At 69.3% G+C, this 19,288-nt stretch carries 12 protein-coding genes; 5 read left to right on the forward strand and 7 right to left on the reverse strand.

The window, feature by feature from the left end; translation table 11 throughout:
* Window positions 1-68: 68 nt before the first annotated feature.
* Window positions 69-1,742: a M28 family metallopeptidase gene (locus ACIQ7H_RS01685; RefSeq protein ID WP_395787722.1), complete on the forward strand. Its 1,674-nt coding sequence runs from the start codon at window positions 69-71 to the stop codon at window positions 1,740-1,742.
* Between the two features lie 78 nt (window positions 1,743-1,820).
* Window positions 1,821-3,209, forward strand: a complete 1,389-nt coding sequence (gene glmU / locus ACIQ7H_RS01690; protein ID WP_395787724.1) for a bifunctional UDP-N-acetylglucosamine diphosphorylase/glucosamine-1-phosphate N-acetyltransferase GlmU — start codon at window positions 1,821-1,823, stop codon at window positions 3,207-3,209.
* A 225-nt stretch (window positions 3,210-3,434) separates the two neighbouring features.
* On the opposite strand, the gene ACIQ7H_RS01695 is transcribed toward glmU, so the two are convergent.
* Together ACIQ7H_RS01695 and ACIQ7H_RS01700 are read right to left on the reverse strand one after the other, a co-directional pair.
* Window positions 3,435-6,749, reverse strand: a complete 3,315-nt coding sequence (locus ACIQ7H_RS01695; protein ID WP_395787726.1) for a carboxypeptidase regulatory-like domain-containing protein — start codon at window positions 6,747-6,749, stop codon at window positions 3,435-3,437.
* 347 nt (window positions 6,750-7,096) lie between these two features.
* Window positions 7,097-8,221 (reverse strand): S1 family peptidase, encoded by a 1,125-nt coding sequence (locus ACIQ7H_RS01700; RefSeq protein WP_395787728.1) that lies wholly within the window; start codon window positions 8,219-8,221, stop codon window positions 7,097-7,099.
* An 868-nt stretch (window positions 8,222-9,089) separates the two neighbouring features.
* Between ACIQ7H_RS01700 and ACIQ7H_RS01705 the strand changes: the two genes are divergently transcribed.
* Window positions 9,090-11,579: a cation-translocating P-type ATPase gene (locus ACIQ7H_RS01705; RefSeq protein WP_395787730.1), complete on the forward strand. Its 2,490-nt coding sequence runs from the start codon at window positions 9,090-9,092 to the stop codon at window positions 11,577-11,579.
* A 136-nt stretch (window positions 11,580-11,715) separates the two neighbouring features.
* Here the strand turns inward: ACIQ7H_RS01705 and ACIQ7H_RS01710 are convergent, their stop codons facing one another.
* Genes ACIQ7H_RS01710 through ACIQ7H_RS01730 form a run of 5 tightly spaced genes read right to left on the reverse strand, consistent with a single transcriptional unit; the run spans window position 11,716 to window position 16,221 of the window.
* Entirely contained in the window at window positions 11,716-12,411 is a 696-nt protein-coding gene (locus tag ACIQ7H_RS01710) for a VIT1/CCC1 transporter family protein (RefSeq protein ID WP_395787732.1), read from the reverse strand.
* Entirely contained in the window at window positions 12,408-12,944 is a 537-nt protein-coding gene (locus ACIQ7H_RS01715; RefSeq protein ID WP_395787734.1) for a cytochrome b, read from the reverse strand. Before ACIQ7H_RS01715 ends, ACIQ7H_RS01710 begins: the two co-directional genes overlap by 4 nt.
* A 25-nt stretch (window positions 12,945-12,969) precedes the next feature.
* Complete coding sequence (locus ACIQ7H_RS01720; protein ID WP_395787736.1) at window positions 12,970-13,740, reverse strand: lipid-A-disaccharide synthase N-terminal domain-containing protein; 771 nt, start codon at window positions 13,738-13,740, stop codon at window positions 12,970-12,972.
* Window positions 13,737-14,492 (reverse strand): glycosyltransferase, encoded by a 756-nt coding sequence (locus tag ACIQ7H_RS01725; protein ID WP_395787738.1) that lies wholly within the window; start codon window positions 14,490-14,492, stop codon window positions 13,737-13,739. The genes ACIQ7H_RS01720 and ACIQ7H_RS01725 overlap by 4 nt, the downstream gene beginning before the upstream one ends.
* The gene (locus tag ACIQ7H_RS01730; protein WP_395787740.1) at window positions 14,476-16,221 is read right to left on the reverse strand and encodes an ArnT family glycosyltransferase; all 1,746 of its coding nucleotides are present in this window, start codon (window positions 16,219-16,221) and stop codon (window positions 14,476-14,478) included. Before ACIQ7H_RS01730 ends, ACIQ7H_RS01725 begins: the two co-directional genes overlap by 17 nt.
* Window positions 16,222-16,455: 234 nt before the next feature.
* Between ACIQ7H_RS01730 and ACIQ7H_RS01735 the strand changes: the two genes are divergently transcribed.
* The gene (locus ACIQ7H_RS01735) at window positions 16,456-17,679 is read left to right on the forward strand and encodes a sensor histidine kinase (protein ID WP_395787742.1); all 1,224 of its coding nucleotides are present in this window, start codon (window positions 16,456-16,458) and stop codon (window positions 17,677-17,679) included.
* A gap of 97 nt (window positions 17,680-17,776) precedes the next feature.
* Window positions 17,777-19,276 carry an ArnT family glycosyltransferase gene (locus tag ACIQ7H_RS01740; RefSeq protein ID WP_395787744.1) on the forward strand — a complete coding sequence of 500 codons (1,500 nt, stop codon included), beginning with the start codon at window positions 17,777-17,779 and terminating at the stop codon, window positions 19,274-19,276.
* Window positions 19,277-19,288: the final 12 nt, after the last annotated feature.

Here is a 19,288-nt window from a genome sequence, read left to right on the forward strand (position 1 = left end):
CCTTCGGCCCTTACGGCTGAACCCGGCGGCGCCAAAGGTAGCGGCCTTCCCGCCCGCTGGAGCCGCCCATGCCGCGTTTCGCCTATCGATCTTTCGCGCTCAGCACTGCGCTCAGTCTGGCCTTGGCCGCCTGCGCGCCGGCGCCCGCGCCGATCGCGACACCTGCCGCTTTCGATGAGGCCACCTCCGCGCGCCGGATCGAGGCGGATCTACGCTTCTTGGCCGACGACCTGCTCGAAGGCCGCGCCGCGGCCACGCGCGGCTTCGATATCGCCGCGCTGTATGTCGCCGCCGAGTACAGCAAGCTCGGGCTGGAGCCCGCCGGCGACGACGGCAGCTGGTTCCAGAGCGTGCCGCTGATCGAGGCCCAGCGTGTGCCCGGCGCCGCCGAACTGAAACTGACCGGCACCGGCGCACTTGAAGGCCGCAGCGAAACCTTCGAGTTCCAGGTCGACTTCCTGCCTGGCATCAACTTCAACGCCAATACCCACTCGGTGGAAGCGCCACTGGTGTTTGTCGGCCAGGGCGTGGTGGCGCCGGAGTTCGAGCACGACGACTTCCGCGGCATCGATCTGCGCGGCAAGGTGGCGGTGGTGTTGTCGGGCGCGCCGGAGCGTTTCCCGAATGACGAGCGCGCGTACTACAGCTCGGGCATCGTCAAGAGCGCGACCCTGGTCGAGCGCGGCGCGGTCGGGGTGATCTACCTCGGCGATCCCGAGCGTGAGGCGAAATCGCCGTGGGCGCGCGGCGCCCGCAACTGGCTGGTGCCCGGCATGCGCCTGCGCGGCGACGATGGCAAGGCCGTCGACAGTTTCCCCGAACTCACCGCTAGCGCGAGCCTGGGCGCGCATGCCGCAGCACGGGTGTTCGCCGGCAGCGCGATGGAGGCCGACGAGGTGTTCGCGCGGCTCAAACGCGGCGAGCTCAGCGCGTTCGAACTGCCGTGGCGGGTGCGCCTGGCCGGCCAGACCCGTCAGCATTCGGTGACCAGCCGCAACGTGGTCGGCCGCCTGCCCGGCACCGATCCTCAGCGCGCGGCCGAGCATGTGGTGCTGACCGCGCATCTGGACCACGTCGGCATCGGCGCGCCGGTCGAGGGCGACAACATCTACAACGGCGCCTTCGACAACGCGCTCGGCACCTCGATCCTGATCGAGGCCGCACGCCTCGCGGTGGCGCAGCCGCGTCCGCAGCGCTCGCAGCTGTTCATCGCCCTGACCGCCGAGGAAAAGGGCCTGCTCGGCGCCGAGTACTTCGCGCGCTGGCCGACCGTGGCCAAGGACGGCATCGTTGCCAACGTGAACATGGACATGCCGGTGATGTTGACTGACCTGCGCGACGTGATGCCGATCGGGGTCGAGAACAGCAGCCTGGCGCCGATCGTCAAACAGGTCGCCGCCGAGCTCGGCATCGAGCTGTCGGCAGACCCGAGGCCGGAGGAAGTCGTGTTCGTGCGCAGCGACCAGTACGCCTTCATCCGCCAGGGTGTGCCGGCGGTCTACATGGATGGCGGCGTGGTCGCACGCGATCCGGCCGTGAACGGGCTCGATCAGCTCGACGAGTTCCTGCGCCAGCGCTACCACCAGCCGAACGACGATGCGAACCAACCGATCCATTACCCGAGCGCGGCGCGGCTGGCGCGGCTGAATCAGGTGGTCGCAGCGCGCGTCGCCGATGCCGCCGACCGCCCGCGCTGGAACGAGGGCAATTTCTTCGGGACGCGCTTTGCCGCCGGCAAGTAGGCGCCTCACGCGCTGACGCTGGCCGCGGCCGCGATCTGCGGCGATCATGCGGGCCTTGCCCGCCCGGATGATCGCCGTATGCCCCACGCCAGCCAGCCTGCTGCACCCCTGCATGTCCTGATCCTCGCTGCCGGCGAAGGCAAGCGCATGCGTTCGCGCAAGCCCAAGGTGCTGATGCCGGTCGCCGGCCGGCCGATGCTGGCGCACGTGATCGAGGCCGCGCGCGCGCTTGAGCCGGCCGCGATCCACATCGTCTACGGCCATGCCGGTGAGCAGGTGCGCGCCGCCTTCGCCGATCAGGCCGATCTGTCCTGGGTCGAGCAGACCGAACGCCGCGGCACCGGCCATGCAGTGCAGCAGGCCCTGCCGGTGCTGCCTGAGCACGGCCGCGTGCTGGTGCTGTACGGCGATGTGCCCTTGATCCGTGTCGACACCCTGCGCGCCCTGCTGCAGGCCGATGCGACGCTGGCGGTGCTTGGCGCCGAGCTGGATGACCCCAGCGGCTACGGCCGTCTGCTGCTGGATGCGCAGGGCCGGGTCGAGGCGATCGTTGAGCACAAGGACGCCAGCGCCGAGCAGCGTGCGGTGCGCTGGATCAACACCGGCCTGATCGTCTGCGACATCGGCCGTCTGCGCGGCTGGCTGGCCGAGATCCGCGCCGACAACGCCCAGGGCGAGTACTACCTGACCGACATCTTCGCCCTGGCCGCGCGTGATGCGTCCAAGGCCGACTGCGTCGCCGCAGGCGAGGCCAGCGAGAGCTTCGGCGCCAACGATCCGATCCAGCTGGCCGACCTCGAACGCCTGTATCGGCAGCGCGAGGCACGCGCGCTGATGCTCGCCGGCGTGCGTCTGGCCGACCCAACCCGCATCGACGTGCGTGGCCGTGTGCAGGCCGGTTCGGATGTCGAAATCGACATCGACGTGATCCTCGAGGGCGAGGTCAGCCTGCTCGATGGCGTTTCAATCGGCCCGTTCTGCCGCATCCGCAATTCGAGCCTGGCCGCCGGCACGGTGGTACTCGGCCACTGCGAGCTCGACGGCGTGATCACCGAGGGGCCCTGCACGATCGGCCCGTTCGCGCGCCTGCGCCCGGGCACCCGGCTGGCCGAGGGCGTGCACGTCGGCAACTTCGTCGAAACCAAGAATGCGCGGCTCGGCCAAGGCAGCAAGGCCAATCACCTGAGCTACCTGGGCGACGCCGACATCGGTGCCAAGGTGAACATCGGCGCCGGCACCATCACCTGCAACTACGACGGCGCCCACAAGCACCGCACGGTCATCGAGGACGGTGCCTTTATCGGCTCGAACTCGTCCCTGGTGGCGCCGGTGACGGTCGGCGCAAACGCCACCCTCGGCGCCGGCAGCACCCTGACCCGCGAGGCCCCGGCGGGTCAACTGACCATCGCACGTGCGCGCCAGCAGAGCTTTGCGGACTGGAAGCGGCCGGTGAAAGCGCGCGAGTAGCAGGCTCTCGGAGTTTCGCCGGCCGAACTGCGAAACAGCCGCCCGGCCACGGCCGCGATCAAGGGATCAAGGGATCAAGCGGACCCGGTGCCGCCACGGGTCCGCGCGTGACTCCACGCGATTTGCCGCGGCTGCCAGCGAGACGGGACAGGACTGGGCTGCCGCAGACCATGCCCGCGGTCGCTTCGGGCGACCGCGGGCATCCACTCGAGTGCGTGAGCAGGTTTACGGCCGCGGGAACAGGTACTGCACGTTGTAGGTGCCGCTGCCGGAGTAGGAGCGGACCTGCAGCGCGTAATAGCCGGCCGTGCCGCTGTAGTTGATCGACTCGGTCGACGTCGGCCCGGTGCTGCTGGCGACGGTGTCCCATGAGGTGCCGTTCCACTTGAGCAGAGTCAGATCGAAGTCCGCATTCGACGGGCCGGTCAGCCGGGCCTGGTAGGTGCCGGTGCCGCCCTGCGCATAGCCCGGCGAACTGGGCACGCTTGCGGCAGCTCCGTTGGTGAGGGTGCCACTCTGCGACAGCCAGTTGCCGGTGGATGCGGTGCCGGTGAAGCCTTGTCCGGTCACGTTCGCGCCGTTCACGCTCACGCTGCGACTGGCCGGCGAGAAGGTGTAGCCACTGAGCGACGGGGTCAACGTATAGGAGCCGTTGTTCAGGCCCGTAAACGTGTAGGCGCCGCTGCTGTTGGTGCTGGCCGAGCTGCGCCCATTGCTGACACTGACTCCGCTGATTGCCGCACCGGCGCTGGTGGTGATGGTGCCGGAGACCGAGTAGCTGGTCGCCGCGGCGGTGCCGGTGAAACCCTGACCCGTGACGTTCGCGCCGTTCACACTCACGCTGCGAGTGGCGGGCGAGAAGCTGTAGCCACTCAGCGACGGGGTCAGCGTGTAGCTGCCGTTGTTCAGGCCCGTAAACGTGTAGGCGCCATTGCTGTTGGTGCTGACCGTGCTGCTGCCATTGCTGACACTGACTCCGCTGATCGCCGCACCGGCGCTGGTGGTGATGGTGCCGGAGACCGAGTAGGTGCTCGCCGCAGCGGTGCCGGTGAAGCTCTGCCCCGTCACGTTCGCCCCATTCACGCTCACGCTCCGATTGGCCGGCGAAAAGCTGTAGCCACTGAGCGACGGGGTCAGCGTGTAGCTGCCGTTGTTCAGGCCGGTAAACGTGTAGGCGCCGCTGCTGTTGGTGCTGACCGTGCTGCTGCCATTGCTGACACTGACTCCGCTGATCGCCGCACCGGCGCTGGTGGTGATGGTGCCGGAGACCGAGTAGGTGCTGCTGCCGCTGCTGAGCGTGGTCTGCCAGGCGCCGCGGCCGTAGGTGCCGGCGGTCAGCACGTGCGGCGAGTCGTCGATTTCCAGGTCGCTGATCACCAGACCCGCCGGCATGCCCTGAGAGAAGGGGGCGAAGTTGGCGCCGCTGTCCAGGCTCTCGTACACGCCGATGTCGGTGCCTACGAACACCCGCTGCAGGTTGCGGGGATCGATCACGACGGTGTTGGCGGGGATGCTGGGCAAACCGGACCCGACCGCAGTCCAGGCGCCACCGCCGCTGGTGGTGAGATAGAGCTTGGCGCCGCTGAAGCTGGCGCGGGTGAGGAAGGCGCGGCTGCCATTGGTCGGGTCGATGGCGACGTCGGAGATTCGACCCGCGGGCAGGCTGCCGCTCACATCTGCCACATTGGTGCTGGCACCGTTTGCGCTGTAGTAGATCTGGCCGCTGTCGGTGCCGGCGTAGACGTGCACAGTGCTGCCGATCCGCTTGGCGGTGATCACGCTGACGGTGCCGGAGACGCGCGGGCTGACGTTGGTCCAGCTCATGGTGCTGGCGTTGGCAGACGCGCGCGAGACGTAAAAGCCGCCCACGAAGTGCAAGCCGCCGGCGACATCGACGGGCGTGACCCAGGGGAAACCGCCACCGGTGAGGCCGCTGCTGCCGGCGCCGGCGAAGGTGCCCGGGGCCCCGGATTGCGTCGAGCGGTAGATCGACGGGCGTGCGCTGGCGCCACTGCCGCTGGGGTAGCCGTTCTGGAACACGATCGCCGCGTTGGTTTCGTCGATGGCGTTCATGAAGCCGTCGCCGTTGACAACGGTCAGGTCCCACAGGTTCGAAGTGGTGCGCCTGGCCGAGGAGTTGTCCTGGGCGCCGCCGTAGACGATGTTCGGATCGGTCGGATGCACCACGATGTCGTAGTACTGGGTGATGTTGAGATTGGCGTTCATGTTCACCCAGCTGATGGCGCTGTCGTCGGTGCGCCAGAGCCCGCCGTCGCCGCCGATCCAGACGCGATTGGCAAGATTGGTCGAATAGCGAACGGCATGGGTGTCCTGATGGACCTGCTGCGAGATACCCCATTGGTTTGTCAGTGTGGTGAACGAACTGCCGCCATTGGTCGAGCGGCGCGGGCGGATGGCGCCGACGATCAGCGTCTGTGGATCGGTCGGATTCACATCCAGCGACAGGTTGTAGGTGCACTGGCCGTCGCAGGCGGTCGTGCTGACCGTGTTCCAGCTGCCGCCGCCGTTGTCGGAGCGGTACAGCGTGGTGTTGGTGAGCGCATAGATCACCTGCACATTGCTGCGCGCCACCGCCAGGCGCATTCGACTGGCGGTGTTCGCCGCGCCGAGCAGGGTCCAGCTGGCGCCACCGTTGTCGGAGCGGTACACACCGCTGCCCGGGGCGCTGGCATAGACGGTGCTGGTGCCGGCAATCGCCACCAGATCCTCGACCTTGCGGTCCATCACCTCGGTCCAGGTCGCACCCTTGTCGGTGGAGCGGTAGATGCCGCCGTTGGCGTCACCACCCTGATTGCAGCGATCGCCGAAACCCGCGGCCAGCACCACGTTGGCGTTGTTGGCCTGGGTGACCAGCGAGGTGATGGTCGACAGCCGCATGCCATTGTTGCGCGGCGACCAGTTGAGGCCGCCATCGGAGCTGAAGAACACGCCGTCGCTCAGGTAGCCCGAGCAGTCGCCATCGAAACGGTCGCCGGTGCCGGCCCAGACGTTGTCGGGGCTGCCAGTCTCGACGTGCAGGGCGCTGATCGACTGCGAACCCACATCGACAAAGGTTGGTGTCCAGCTGACGCCGGCGTTGGTGGTCTTCCACACGCCGCCGTTGGCAGCGCCGATGAAGACGATGCTGTCGTTGGTCGGATGCGGGGTTACCGCATTGATGCGGCCCGACACCCGACCCATCGCCCAGTTGCCCATCTTCATGGAAGAAGGGCCGAGTTCACGCCAAGGCTCGGCCTGCGAGCGGATGCCCATCTCCGCCTGCTGCACCAACTGGCGGCGCATCACCGACAGCGAGGAGCGACGCTGGTCGGCGGCGCTCGCGTTGTCTTTCAGGTCGCGCGACTCGATCCACCAGCGTCGACGCTGTTCGATCTGCCACGACTCGCCTTGCGACTTGTCGCCCTGCGTGGCGGGGGCGCGCGCGCCGTCCACGTCGGATTGTTGAGCTTTGATCGTGCCCGGCGCAGCCAGCGCCCCGACGACAACCAGACAAGCCAGTCCCAGATAGCTCGGTCTCATCACATGACTCCAGGTTGAAAGGTTGACATGCGTTGCGCGCAGTCGCGATCACGCTGAACCAGCAGGTGACCGTGAACACTGCGGCAGTACGCTTTCGCGCTGCGATGGATTGGCGCATCCCGCGCCGATGCTTCTGTCCAGAGGGGTGGGCGGCATGGACGACGCCGGCTTCAGGTCACTCTTGAGCGATTCCGGCATCCGGTGTCATTGCGCCGAGGTCCACGAGCCGTGGTGCCGCATCAGGCCTGCTGAGTGCAGCGGTTCAGCGAAACTGTCGCTGCTTCAACGCTTTGCAGAACCGGCACGGCTGCGGATCTCGCCGCAGCCGTGCCAGGCTCAAACGGGCCTTATGGGCGCTGCAACCAGAACTGGTAGGTGCCAGAACCACGATAGGAGTAGACCACCCAGCGGTAGGAGCCGGCAGCGCCGTTGTAACTCACAGCTTCCTCCGAGCTGCTACCGGTGCCGCTGGCCACGCGCGTCCAGCTGGAACCGTTCCAGCGTTCCAGGTAGAGGTCGTAGTCGGTGCCCGAGGGCCCACGCAGCCAGCCGCGATGCGTGCCCGAGATGGTGCTCTGGTAAGAACTGCCATTCGGCTGGATGGCCGATTGCCCGGTGCCCGACAGCGAGCCCGAAAAGGCCGTGCAGCCGGTGCAGGGGGCGCCGCCGCCATCACCGCCGCCGGTGTTGACGTACTGCGCGATCCAGCTGCGGAAGAAGGCGACGTCGGTGTAGACGACATTGGTTGGGCCGCAGGTGCTGTTGTTGCCACCGGCGCGGCTGGTGGCGCCCGCCAGTGTCCAGCCGCTGCTGCCGCGCACCAGCGCCGGCCCGCCCGAGTCGCCGTAGCAGGCGGTGTTGCTGATGGTTCCGTAGATGCACAGATCGCCGGTCGTGGCGTTGGCGCAGCTGCTGCGCGCCAGCACTTGGGTGTCGAGCTCCTTCAGCTGTACCGAACCGCCGTCGCCACCGGGATTTGGCGTGGTCTGGCCCCAGCCGAGCAGACGAATCGCCGAGCTGCTGGCCGGGCTGCTGCTGGCGATGGCGACGGGCGTGATCCCCGTGACGGCGCGCGACAGTCGCAGCAGGGCGATGTCGTAGCCGTTGACCGCACCGTAGTTCGGATGGTTGATGACCTGGGCCACCGGAATGACCTGGCCACCCGAGCTGCGGTTGGTCGAGCCCACCCGCACCGACAGGCTGCCGCCAGTGCAATGCGCCGCGGTCAACACCCACTGCGGATGGATCAAGGAGCCGCCGCAGCCGTGGCTGCCGTTGCGCTGAAGTGAAGCGGTGAACGGATAGGCCTCGCTAGCGAGGCGACCGCCGACGATCTGGATGCCGATTTCGCCTTCATCCTGCTGGGCCGATGCCGAACCGATCAGGCCGAAAGCGCCGACCAGAAGGCCGGACAGCGCGAGGCGCCAGAACGACCGGGCCTGCGCCCGGCGCTGCGTGAGCTGAAGCTGCATGTTGTGTTCTCCCCGAACATTGAGTGATGCCGCGTAGGCAAGGTGGACGGGCCGCCGCTCGGTGGCCTGCCACATCGCAGGGTGGTCGCAGAACATCCGGCGAGGCGGCCCCCCGGCCTACCTCGTCATGCGCCAACTCGCTTGCGATGGCGGGACGCTAGGACCCGAACGTTCGCAAGTCAAGAAGAAACCAGGCTGAACTATGTGCCGATACAGCAATACGCGGGCGCAGGGTGCCGCGCTCTGCTGCGCCCGCGCGCGCGCCGCCCGCGCACACGTCTGCCCGCTTCTGTGCCCGCTTCTGTGCCCGATGCTGCGCTTGCAAAGCCCACTCCCGCGCAGCACGGGGCTGGTAGACCAGACAGGGGCCGAGGCTGCAGGATCGGTCACTGAGCGCGTGCCTGCCCTGCGTTCGCAGCCGCCGGCTCGCGTGTGCCGAACACGTTGAGTCCTGGTCGTGCCGGATCAGCAGGCCGACCCTGGCGCCGCACAGGCACAGGCATTCCCGCAGCAACAGCACCTTCGCCGACGCACGAATCGCCCCAGCTACCCGCGTGGCGGGGGCGACGCGACTCGCTGACTGGCGCCTTGTTGCTGCGGATGAAGGCCTCGACATCGGCTCGCTGCAGGGGCTCGGGGCCGATGCAGACGCCGCGGGCAAAGCCGTATTCGCTGCGGGGAAAGGTGGTCATGGCGATGCATGTTGCAGGCAGGCCTTGGGCCAAGGCCTGCGCGCGCGAAGAGCTTGGGTGGTGCCGGTCAAGCGGGCGTCTGTCCGCCTGCGCACGGCTGCGGCTGTTCACACCGTGGGATCATCCGGCAGCAAGTGCTGCACAGCCCACTCGCCACGCGACCCGGAGCTTGTCCCATGTCTGAACGTTCAATCGCGCGGGATCGGGTCCAGGGCCTACGCGGCGGCGAGGGCCTGACCCACACTGAGGCCGCGTCTCGCCTGCTGCGCTATGGCCGCAATGACGTGGTCGATGCGGCGCCGCGGCGCAGCTGGCAGGCGCTGATCGACTCGGCGCGCGATCCGATGCTGTGGTTTCTGGCCGTGGTCAGCGCGCTGTTCTTCGCCACCGGCGACCACGCCGAGGCCTGGGTGCTGCTGGCGGCGATGGCGCCGCTGCTGGGCATGGACGCCTACCTGCATCGCCGCACCCAGGCCTCGACGGCAGGGCTGGCACAGCGTCTGGCCAGCCAGGCGATGGTGCTGCGCGACGGCATCTGGCAGACCCAGCCGGCGCACAGCCTGGTGCCGGGCGACCTGGTCCGGCTCAGCCCCGGCGAGTACTGCCCCGCCGACGGCGTGCTCAGCGCGGGGTCGGAACTACAGCTGGACGAGTCCAGCCTGAGCGGCGAGTCGACTCCGGTGCGCAAAGAGGCGCTGACCGCGGAGCTTGCCGAGTGCGCGCGCGCCGACGCCCGCCACTGGGTCATTGCCGGCACCCGCGTGCTGGCCGGCAGCGGCGAGCTGCGGGTACTGCACACCGGCGCCGAAACCCGCTACGGCGAAATCGCCCGGTTGGCGCAGTCGCTGCCGCAGCGACGCACGCCGCTGCAGCTGGCGGTCGCCGGGCTGGTGCGCGCGCTGCTGATCGGCGCTCTGGCCCTGTGCCTGCTGCTGTTCGCGATCCGGCTGTGGCAGGGCCGTGGTCTGCTGGATGCACTGCTGAGCGCGCTGACGCTGGCAATTGCCGCATTGCCCGAGGAGTTTCCGGTGGTGCTGACCCTGTTCCTCGGCGTCGGCGTATTCCGGCTGGCGCGGCGGCAGGCCCTGGTCCGGCGGGCGGTGGCGGTGGAGAACATCGGCCGGGTCAGCGTGCTGTGCACCGACAAGACCGGCACCCTGACCGAAGGCCGGCTGGCGCTGGCTGAAGTGGTGCCGGCGCCGGGGTTTGAACGCGAGGCCTTGCTGGCACGCGTGAATGCTGCACTGACGGCAGACAGCACCGACCCGCTGGACCAGGCGCTGCGCGTGGCGGCCGCGTCCGACGACGCCGTGCGTGTGCTGGCGCGGTTTCCGTTCGCGGAATCGCGCCGCCGCGAAACCGTGCTGCTGGCCGGTGCCGACGGCGGCCCCGACACTGCACTGAGCAAGGGTGCAGTCGAGACCATTCTGGCGCTGTGCGCGCTGAGCGAGTCCACGCGCAGCGGTTGGCAGCAGCAGGCCGAGCAGTTGGCGGCGCAAGGCCTGAAGGTGATCGCCTGTGCCGCAGCGCAGCTGCCCGCTGGGCGCGATGCAACGGAAGAACCCGCCGCCGGTTTCGAGATGCTCGGCCTGCTGGCCTTCGCCGATCCGCTGCGCGAGGGCGTGCGTGAGGCCGTGCAGGCGTGTCTGCAGGAAGGCATCCGGGTCGTCATGATCACCGGTGACCATCCGGCGACGGCAGCCGCCATCGCCCGCGCGATCGGCCTCGGTGGCGCGCAGCCGCAGGTGCTGAGCCTGCAGGACAGCGACCGCCCCGAGCCGCGGGCGCTGGCCGCAGCCGATGTGATCGCGCGCGCGCTGCCGCAGCAGAAGTTGGCCCTGGTACAGCAGCTGCAGGCGGCCGGCGAGGTGGTGGCGGTGACCGGCGATGGCGTCAACGATGTGCCCGCGCTGCAGGCCGCCGATATCGGCGTGGCGATGGGCGAACGCGGCACCCAGGCCGCGCGCGAGGCCGGCGATATCGTGCTGCTGGATGACAACTTCGCCACCCTGGTCAGCGCGGTCGGCGAAGGCCGACAGCTGTTCCGCAACCTGCAGGCCAGCTTCGCCTACCTGCTGATGATCCACCTGCCTTTCGTGCTCACCGCCACCCTGGTGCCGGCGCTGGGTGGCCCGCTGCTGTACCTGCCGATCCACATCGTCTGGCTGGAGCTGGTGATCCACCCGACCGCCATGCTCGCCTTCCAGCAGCGCGCCGACGGCCACCAGCAGCGGCGCGGCGTGAGCCTGCCGCCGGGGCAGCTGTTCAGCGCGCGCGCCTGGCGTGGCCTACTGCTGATCGGCGCACTCGCCAGCGCGGCGGTGCTGCTGGCGGCGAGCCTGGGCGGCAGTCTGGGCGACGGCGCCCAGCCGGCCCTGCAGCGCAGCCTCGGCCTGGCCGCTCTGCTCGGCTTCAGCGCCAGCTTGAGCTGCGCCCTCACCGGTTTCCGCAGCGGCACCGCCGCGTTGATCAGCGCGTTCACTTTGGCCAGCCTGGTCTGCGCCCAGCTACCGGCCGTCGGTGAGCTGCTGCAGACGGTGACCTTGCCGCCAGCCGCGGGCAGCGCAGCGGTACTGCTCGGAATCGGCTGCGGCCTGCTGGCACTGCCGCTGCGCACCCAGCTCAGCGTGGGTCGCGCACGCGGCCAGCTGGGCAGCGCCGAGTGATCGGCGCGCCGCGGAACAATCGGGTGTCGGGGGCGCGCGGCTTCAAACGACGCGGTGGTGTCGCCGATGCGCGCAGGGACGCTCGACACGCGGGCGATCCGGGAATGAGTGGCGCCGCCGGGCGGCGCCGGAGAGATCAAGCCGCGGCGCCAAACAGCGCGCCCGCACCCCAGGTGCAGGCCATCGCCAGCCCGCCCCACAGCAGTACCCGTGCGGCGCCGCGCAACTTCGGCGCGCCGCCGGTGTGGGCGGCCAGCGCCCCGAGTGCTGCGAGCAGCAGCAGGCTGGTCAGCAGAACCGCGATAGCCAAGGCCGGCGCTGGCGCCAGCAGCAGCACGAGCAGGGGCATCGCTGCACCGAATGCGAAGGCGGCAGCCGAGGCCAGCGCCGCCTGCAGCGGGCGGGCGCGCTGCTGCTCGGTGATGCCGAGCTCGTCGCGGGCATGCGCGCCCAGCGCATCGTGAGCGGTCAGCGCGATCGCCACCTCGCGCGCCAATGCTGGCGCCAGGCCGCGCGCCTGCTGCAGGGCGGTCAGTTCATCGAGTTCGGCCGCAGGCGTGTCGGCGAGCTCGCGACGCTCGCGGGCCAGATCGGCGCGCTCGGTGTCGGCCTGCGAACTGACCGACACGTACTCGCCAGCGGCCATCGACAGCGCGCCAGCCACCAGGCCGGCGCTGCCGGCAACCAGCACGGCAGCGGGCTCGGCACCCGCCGCGGCAACGCCGAGTACCAGGCTGGCAGTGGAGATCAGCCCATCGTTGGCGCCCAGTACGGCAGCGCGCAGCCAGCCCGTGTGGTGGCCAGCGTGGCGCTCGCGGTGGGCGCGGCTCATCGCGCGCCCGGCAGCATCCGCCGCAGGGTGTCATCGCGGCGCAGGTAGTGGTGATACAGCCCGGCCGCCGCATGCAGGCCGATCAGCACATAGCCGGCGGTCGCGCCAATCTCGTGCAGGTCTTCGAGCGTGTGGGCGAAGTCAGGATCCGGCCCGATCAGGGCCGGCAGCGACAGCCCCCAGAACGGGATCGCGGCACCTTCGGCGCTGAGCAGCAGCCAGCCGATCAACGGCATGCCGAGCATGAACACGTACAGGGCCAGATGCCCGGCGCCCGCGGCCAGCTGCTGCACCCTGGACAGGGCCGGGGTGACCGGCGGTATGGGCCCCCGCAAGCGCAGCACGATACGCGCCAGCACGAACAGCAGCACGGTGAGGCCAGCGGCGAAGTGGGTCGCCTTCATCAGCTCGCGCGGCGCGCTGCCGCGCGGAAACTCACCGCGGAACTCCATGCAGGCGTACACCACCGCGATCAGCAGCAGGGTCAGCCAGTGCAGTGCAATCAGGCTGCGCGGGTAGCGGGCGGTCGACATCAGCGTGCTCCTGGTTGGGTAGGAATCAGTTTGAACGCAGGGCCACCGCATTTTCCGTTGCTTCAGGGATTGGCGCGCGCGGCTCAGCCACCGCTGGGTCCAAGGGGTTGGTTTTCGCGGCGCTCGGTTCATGCAGGGGCAGCTCCGGTGTGTCTTCACCATGGCGATCAGGTGCCCGCTGATTGCGGAGCAAAGCCAGATTGCGCAGATACACCAGCATGCCGAAGCTCTGGCCGAGGATGATCACGAAGTCGCCGGTGCTGAGCGCATAGGCCAGCAGCAGCAGGCTGCCGCTGATTGACAGATACCAGAAGTGGACGGGGTTGACGGACGCCTGGGCGCGCTCGGAAAAGTACAGCTGCACAACGAAGCGGCCGGTAAACAGCACTTGGCCGACGAAGCCGATCAGCATCCACAGCGGCGCGCTGCGGCTGGCGGCAGCGCTGATCGGCACCTCGTGACTGAGCAGTCCGGCCGCCAGCGCCAAGCCGGCCAAACCGAGCCAGCTCCAGTAGAAGGCCAGCGCGCGGCCGCGCCCGGCGCGCTGCACCAGCTCGATATTGCGCAGATAGATCGCCAGCCCGACCACCTGGCCGAGCGCGATCACCGGGTCGCGCTGATGCGCCGCATAGGCCAGCAGTAGCACCGCGCCGATCACGCTGAAGAACCAGAAATGCACCGGCAGCAGGCTGCGCCGGGCCCGCTCCGACAGCAGCCACTGGATCAGAAACCGGGCCGAGAATGCGACCTGCGCAGTCAGTCCGATCGCGATCCACAGCGGGTCGGTTTCGGTCATGCGCCGTTCCCGCTTGGACGGCTCTCGTTGACCTCGGTGGGACGACTGCGGCGTGCCAGCCAGGCCACTCCGAACAGATCGACGATACCCACGCCCAGACGGTTCCACAGTCCGTAGTGCGAAGCCCCGGCGCCGCGTGGCCGATGGTTCACCGGCAGGCTTTCGACCCGCCAGCCGCCCTGCCGGATCAGCGCCGGAATGAATCGATGCATATGATCGAAGGCCGGCGCGCGCAGCAGGGCGGCACGCTCGACCACGCGGATGCCGCAGCCGCTGTCCGGGGTGGCGTCACCCAGCATGGTCGAGCGCACCGCGTTGGCGATCTTCGAGGACAGACGCTTGAGCCCGCTGTCACGACGGCTGACCCGCCAGCCCTGGATCAGCTTCAGCGCCGGATCATCGCGCCGCTCGATCTCGGCCAGCAGGCGCGGCAGGTCGGCGGGATCGTTCTGGGCATCACCATCCAGGGTGCCGACCCAGCGCCCGCGCGCGGCGCGCACGCCGTTGATCAGGGCCGTGCTCTGGCCGGCATTGCGCACATGCCGCAGCACCCGCAGCTGCGGCAGCCGCAGCTGCAGCCGGGTCAGCAGCAGGTGGGTGTCGTCGCTGCTGCAGTCGTCGACGATCAGGATCTCGTAGTCGCGGCGGCCAGCGAAGGCGGCCACGATCTCGTCGACCAGGCCGGCCAGGTTGCCGGCCTCATTGTGCGCGGGCACAACAATCGACAGGGTCAGCTCAGGGCTGTTGTGCACGGGGGATCTCGTTGCTTGGCTGGGGCGGCGCCACTTCGGCGCCAGTATTCGCGGGTGCCTGCGGACAGTCGGTGCGCTGGGCCGCAGACGGAATCAGCACCCAGTGACGTCGATTCGACCAGCCGAGGTCGATGCTTTGGCCCGCATCGATGCAGGCATCCAGGTGCGGGTGCTGCAGCAGCAGCCAGTGTTGTGGGGATTCGCGCAGCCAGGCGTAGGCACGCTGCCGCTGCACCGCCAGCGCAGTCAGGAAGCCAAACGCGCGCGCATCGCCCTGCGCCTGCAGCAGGAACTGCTCGGGACCGCCCAGCAGGCCCAGGCGCGCGTGCGCCGGCAGCTGCGCCTGCGCGCGCTGCATCAGCCCGGCACCGGAGCGCGCTGCGTTCATGCCGGCAAAGCCGAGCAGGCCATAGCCCGTCCACAGGCTCAGCATCAACACCGCAAAGGCCAGCATGCCGCGGCGCCAGAAGATCAGCCCGGCGGCAAGCCCACAGACACCGGCGCCGAAGATCCAGCCCCAGGGCGCGACGCCGTTTTCGAGTTCGATCCGCGCGGCGAACGACGGCTGGCCAAGCAGCGCCCAGCCGGCAGCGATCACCAGCACGGCGCTGATCAGCACGCTCAGTACAGCCAGGCCGCGCTGCAGACCCGGGCGCCGCAGCAGGCCCGGCAGCAGCGGCGCCAGGGCCAGCGCAAGCGCCGGCAGTGCCGGCAGGATGTAGACCCCGCGCTTGCCTGGCGACAGCGAGAAGAACAGCAGCACCAGGGCGATCCAGCCGAGCAGCAGGAACGGCCGCGCATCGCCACGACCGATCCGCCGCCACCACGCCGGCAGCGCCCACAGCGAGATCAGCGACATCGGCAGCCACAGCACCGGCACCACCTCGACCGCGAAGTACCAGAACGGCTTGATGTGCATCCAGGCGTTGGCGTAGCGGGTCACGGTCTGCCGCAGCAGCAGGTCGTCGCGGTAGGCGGCGATCTCGGCATTGCCAGGCTGCGCGGCGAAGTAGAGCAGTGGCAAGGCCCAGGCCAGAATCGGCAGCAGCAGCGCCAGTGGGCCCAGGCTCCAGCGCCAGCCGCCGCGGATATCGGCCAGGCCATACATCCCGCGCCAGCGGGCGATGGCGTAGGGAATCAGGATCAGCCAAGGCAGGAAGCCGGTGCCCTTGGTGATCACGCCGATGCCGGTCGCAAGCCCGGCCAGCACATACCAGCCCCAGGCCGGGCCCAGCAGCAGATGGCGCAGCAGGCCGTACAGGCCGAGGGTGGTGAACAGCACCAGCACCATGTCGATCTGCGCGGTCCGGCCCTGCAGGGTGAACTGCACCGTCAGCAGCAGGGCCATGCCCGCCCAGAACGCGATCTGTCGGCCGTACAGGCGGCGGGCCAGATCCCATGTCAGGCCCAGCGTGCCGAGCGCGGCCAGCAGCGAGGGCAGCAGAAAACCCATTCGCGAGCTGCCGGTCAGCGCATAGGCCAGCGCCTGCAGCCACAGGAAGACCGGCGGTTTCTCGGCGTACACCTCGGGCCCGCGATGCGGAATGAACCAGCGCCCGGTCTCGATGATGTCGCGGCCGATCAGGGCGAAGCGCGGCTCGTCCGCCGGCCACGGATCACGCAACCCATAGCCCACGCCCAGCAGCCACAGCGCCGCGCCCGCCAGCAGCCAGAGATCCAGCGGCGCGGAAACGCGTGGCAGCGGGCGGCGGCGGGCGATACTGGTCACGACAGCCAAGGGATCTCGTTCGATGTTGAGGCCACTGTACGAATCGACCGTTAAGAACTTCCGTGTTGATTCGGATGCCGCAGCAAGCGCGGCGCCAACCGATCAACCCACGGCGCAAGGCGTCGCCGCCGAGATCTGCGAACCGGATCAGCTCCGCTCAGGGGCGATACGCAGCCCCGGCCGTGGCTCGACCCGCAGCGGCCCGTTTGCCACGCCCACGATCGACGCCTCGCCATGCCCCTCGCTGCGCTGCCGCTGAAGCGGCGGGTCGCCCTGCTCGCGGGCGGGCTCGGCCTGTGCCTGAGCGCGGCCTTCGCGGTGCTGGCCTGGTTTGTTGCCGAGGATTACGAACACCTGCTGGTGACCGCTGTGCTCGAAGCCGAGGCCAGCGGCGTGCGCCGATCGCTGGCAGCAGGCGAGACACCTCGCCTGCCTGACACCACCGCACTGCGCGGCTGGCTGTACCAGCCGGCCGAAGCACTGCCGGCAAACCTGCCGGCGGACTGGGCACAGATGCCGTTGGGCGTGCACGAGCACTTGCCCGGCGCCGCGGAAGGTCTGCATCTGGCGGTGTTCGAGCTGGATGGGCAGCGCCTGGTGTATGCGATGGATCTCGACCCGATCGAGGCATTGGAGCGCTATCTGGTTGGCCTCAGCCTGCTGATCGTGCTGGTCGGCGGCGGCGGCTCGGCGCTGCTCGCGCAATGGTTGGCCGGACGTGCGCTCAAACCCGTGAACACCCTGGCCGCGGCGGTCGATGCACTGTCACCGCAGCCGCAGCCGACCGCTCTGGCACAGGACCTGCCCGACGATGGATTGCGCAGCCTGGCACTCGCCATCGACAGCTATCAGCACCGGCTGCTGGAGGCCTCCAGCGCCGAGCGCGCGTTCTTCGCCGACGCCAGCCACGAGCTGCGCAGTCCGGTGGCCTCGCTGCGCGGCGCTGCCGAAGTGCTGCTCGACGACCCCGAGACCTCCGCCCGGCAGCGTCAGCGGCTGGCGCGGATTGATCGCGCCACCGAAGACCTTGGCCAGTTGCTCGACGGCCTGCTGCTGTCGGCGCGCGGAGCGCCGCCGCTGGCCGCGCCGGTCGATCTGGCCGCGCTGCTGGACGAGGTCTGCACCAGCCTGGCCGCGCGCGCGCAGGCGCGCGGCGTGGTGCTGAACCTGCAGCCGCCGGCCGCCGCGCTGCAGCCCGCCCTGCCGGTGCACTGGCTGCGCACCGCCCTGCTCAACCTGCTGCGCAGCCTGATCGACAGCCACGGCGTGCAGGCATTGAGGGTGCAGGCGGTGGCCGACGGGGTCGAGATCCACATCGACGGCGATCTGCCGCTGGTTGAGCAGCGTTCGGACCGCGGCTTTCCACTGCGCCTGGTCGAGCGTCTGTGTTCCCGGCTGGGGGGTGCGCTGGATCTGCAGCCGAATCGCGTGCACCTGCACTTGCCTGGCGGCGGTTGAACAGGCGCAGGCGTTAATCCGCAGACGGATCTGCGGCGTCCGCACTTAACGACGGCTGCGGAAAGTACAGGCCCTCACTCCCGACTTGGGCAACCCCATGCAGCGCGATGCGCCAGTGCCGCCGGCACCCAGCAACAACAGCGGCTTCGCCTCGCCCGAGCTGCGTCTGGCCTGCGGGCTCATCATCGCCCTGGCCGCCGTTTCGATGGCGCTGAGGCCCCTGCTGCCGGTGGATGAGACGCGCTACCTCGCGGTCGCCTGGGAGATGTGGTGGCGCGGCGGCTTCGTACTGCCGTGGCTCAACGGTCAGCCTTACCACCACAAGCCACCTCTGCTGTTCTGGCTGATCCACGCCGGCTGGGCGGTCGGCGGCGTCGGCGAGACCTGGCCGCGCCTGATCGGCCCGCTGTCGGCACTGCTGACTGTGCTGAGCCTGCGCCAGCTGATGCGGAGGCTGTGGCCGCAGCAGCCCGGGGCGGCCGAGCTTGCACCGCTGCTGCTGTTCGGCAGCGCCTATCTGCTGGCCTACCAGATCGGGGTGATGTTCGACGTACTGATGCTGGCTGCGCTAAGTCTCAGCTGGCTCAGCCTGCACGTGGCGCTGTGTCGCAACCGCGCCAGCGACTGGCTGCTGTTTGCGCTGGCCGGCGCTGTTGCACTGCTGGCGAAGGGGCCGGTGGCGCTGATGTATCTGCTGGCGCCGATGCTGGCTTGGCCACTGTGGCGTCCGTCCGAGTTGCCCGCGGGCCAGCGTTGGCCGGCGGCGGTACTTGCCCTGATTCTGGCGACATTGCCGCTGCTGTGGTGGGCGCTGGCGGCCAGCGCGCGCGGTGGCGACGCGTTCCGTGAAGCGCTGCTGTTCGGCCAGACCCTGGATCGCGTCAGCGGCACGATGGGTCATCCGCGGCACTGCTGGTTCTTCCTGCCCTTCATCCTGCTGCTGCCCTTGCCGTGGAGCCTGTGGCCGCCGGTCTGGCGCGCACTGCGGCGCGCACCCGCGTTGCTGTACGAGCGACCGGCGCGATTTCTGCTTGCGCCGCTGCTGCTCGGCACCGTGATCCACCTCGGCGTCGCCGGCAAGCAAGTGCACTACCTGATCCCCCTGCTGGCGCTGTCGATGCTGCTGCTGGCGCGGCTGCTGGCGAGTTCTTCGCGTGTCCTGGCGCAGGCGCGCGCGATCGCCGCAATCACGGGCCTGCTGCTGGCCGGCACCTTGGCCGCGGTCTCGCTGAGCCTGCGGCCGCACTATCCGATGGCCGCGATCGGCGCCGCGCTGGCGAGCCAGCAGGAACAGGGCCGGCCGCTGGCCTACATCGGCCGCTACCAGGGCGAATTCCACTACGCGGGTCGCCTGCAGTCGCCACTAACCGGTCTGGCGCCCGCCGCGGTCGCCGAGTGGGCACGCCTGCATCCCGACGGTCGTCTGCTGGTGCGGGCGAAACGCCTGCGGCTGGACTCGACGTCGACGCCGATCGCGCAGTTCGAGTACAAGCGCCAGCCGCTGTATCTGCTCGCCTCGACCGAGTTCATCGCGGGTCGAGCGCACGCGGTAGAGCCCGCAGACCCGCCCGATGAGGGCTCCGACCCGATCGACTGAATCGGGCCCGCA

Origin of the sequence: Aquimonas sp. (assembly GCF_044377145.1) — a bacterium.
Classification (GTDB): domain Bacteria; phylum Pseudomonadota; class Gammaproteobacteria; order Xanthomonadales; family Xanthomonadaceae; genus Aquimonas.

Coding starts and splice junctions, on each gene's coding strand:
- ACIQ7H_RS01685 (WP_395787722.1), top strand. CDS start 69: ATGCCGCGTTTCGCCTATCGATCTTTCGCGCTCAGCACTGCGCTCAGT.
- glmU (WP_395787724.1), top strand. CDS start 1,821: ATGCCCCACGCCAGCCAGCCTGCTGCACCCCTGCATGTCCTGATCCTC.
- ACIQ7H_RS01695 (WP_395787726.1), bottom strand. CDS start 6,749: ATGAGACCGAGCTATCTGGGACTGGCTTGTCTGGTTGTCGTCGGGGCG.
- ACIQ7H_RS01700 (WP_395787728.1), bottom strand. CDS start 8,221: ATGCAGCTTCAGCTCACGCAGCGCCGGGCGCAGGCCCGGTCGTTCTGG.
- ACIQ7H_RS01705 (WP_395787730.1), top strand. CDS start 9,090: ATGTCTGAACGTTCAATCGCGCGGGATCGGGTCCAGGGCCTACGCGGC.
- ACIQ7H_RS01710 (WP_395787732.1), bottom strand. CDS start 12,411: ATGAGCCGCGCCCACCGCGAGCGCCACGCTGGCCACCACACGGGCTGG.
- ACIQ7H_RS01715 (WP_395787734.1), bottom strand. CDS start 12,944: ATGTCGACCGCCCGCTACCCGCGCAGCCTGATTGCACTGCACTGGCTG.
- ACIQ7H_RS01720 (WP_395787736.1), bottom strand. CDS start 13,740: ATGACCGAAACCGACCCGCTGTGGATCGCGATCGGACTGACTGCGCAG.
- ACIQ7H_RS01735 (WP_395787742.1), top strand. CDS start 16,456: ATGCCCCTCGCTGCGCTGCCGCTGAAGCGGCGGGTCGCCCTGCTCGCG.
- ACIQ7H_RS01740 (WP_395787744.1), top strand. CDS start 17,777: ATGCAGCGCGATGCGCCAGTGCCGCCGGCACCCAGCAACAACAGCGGC.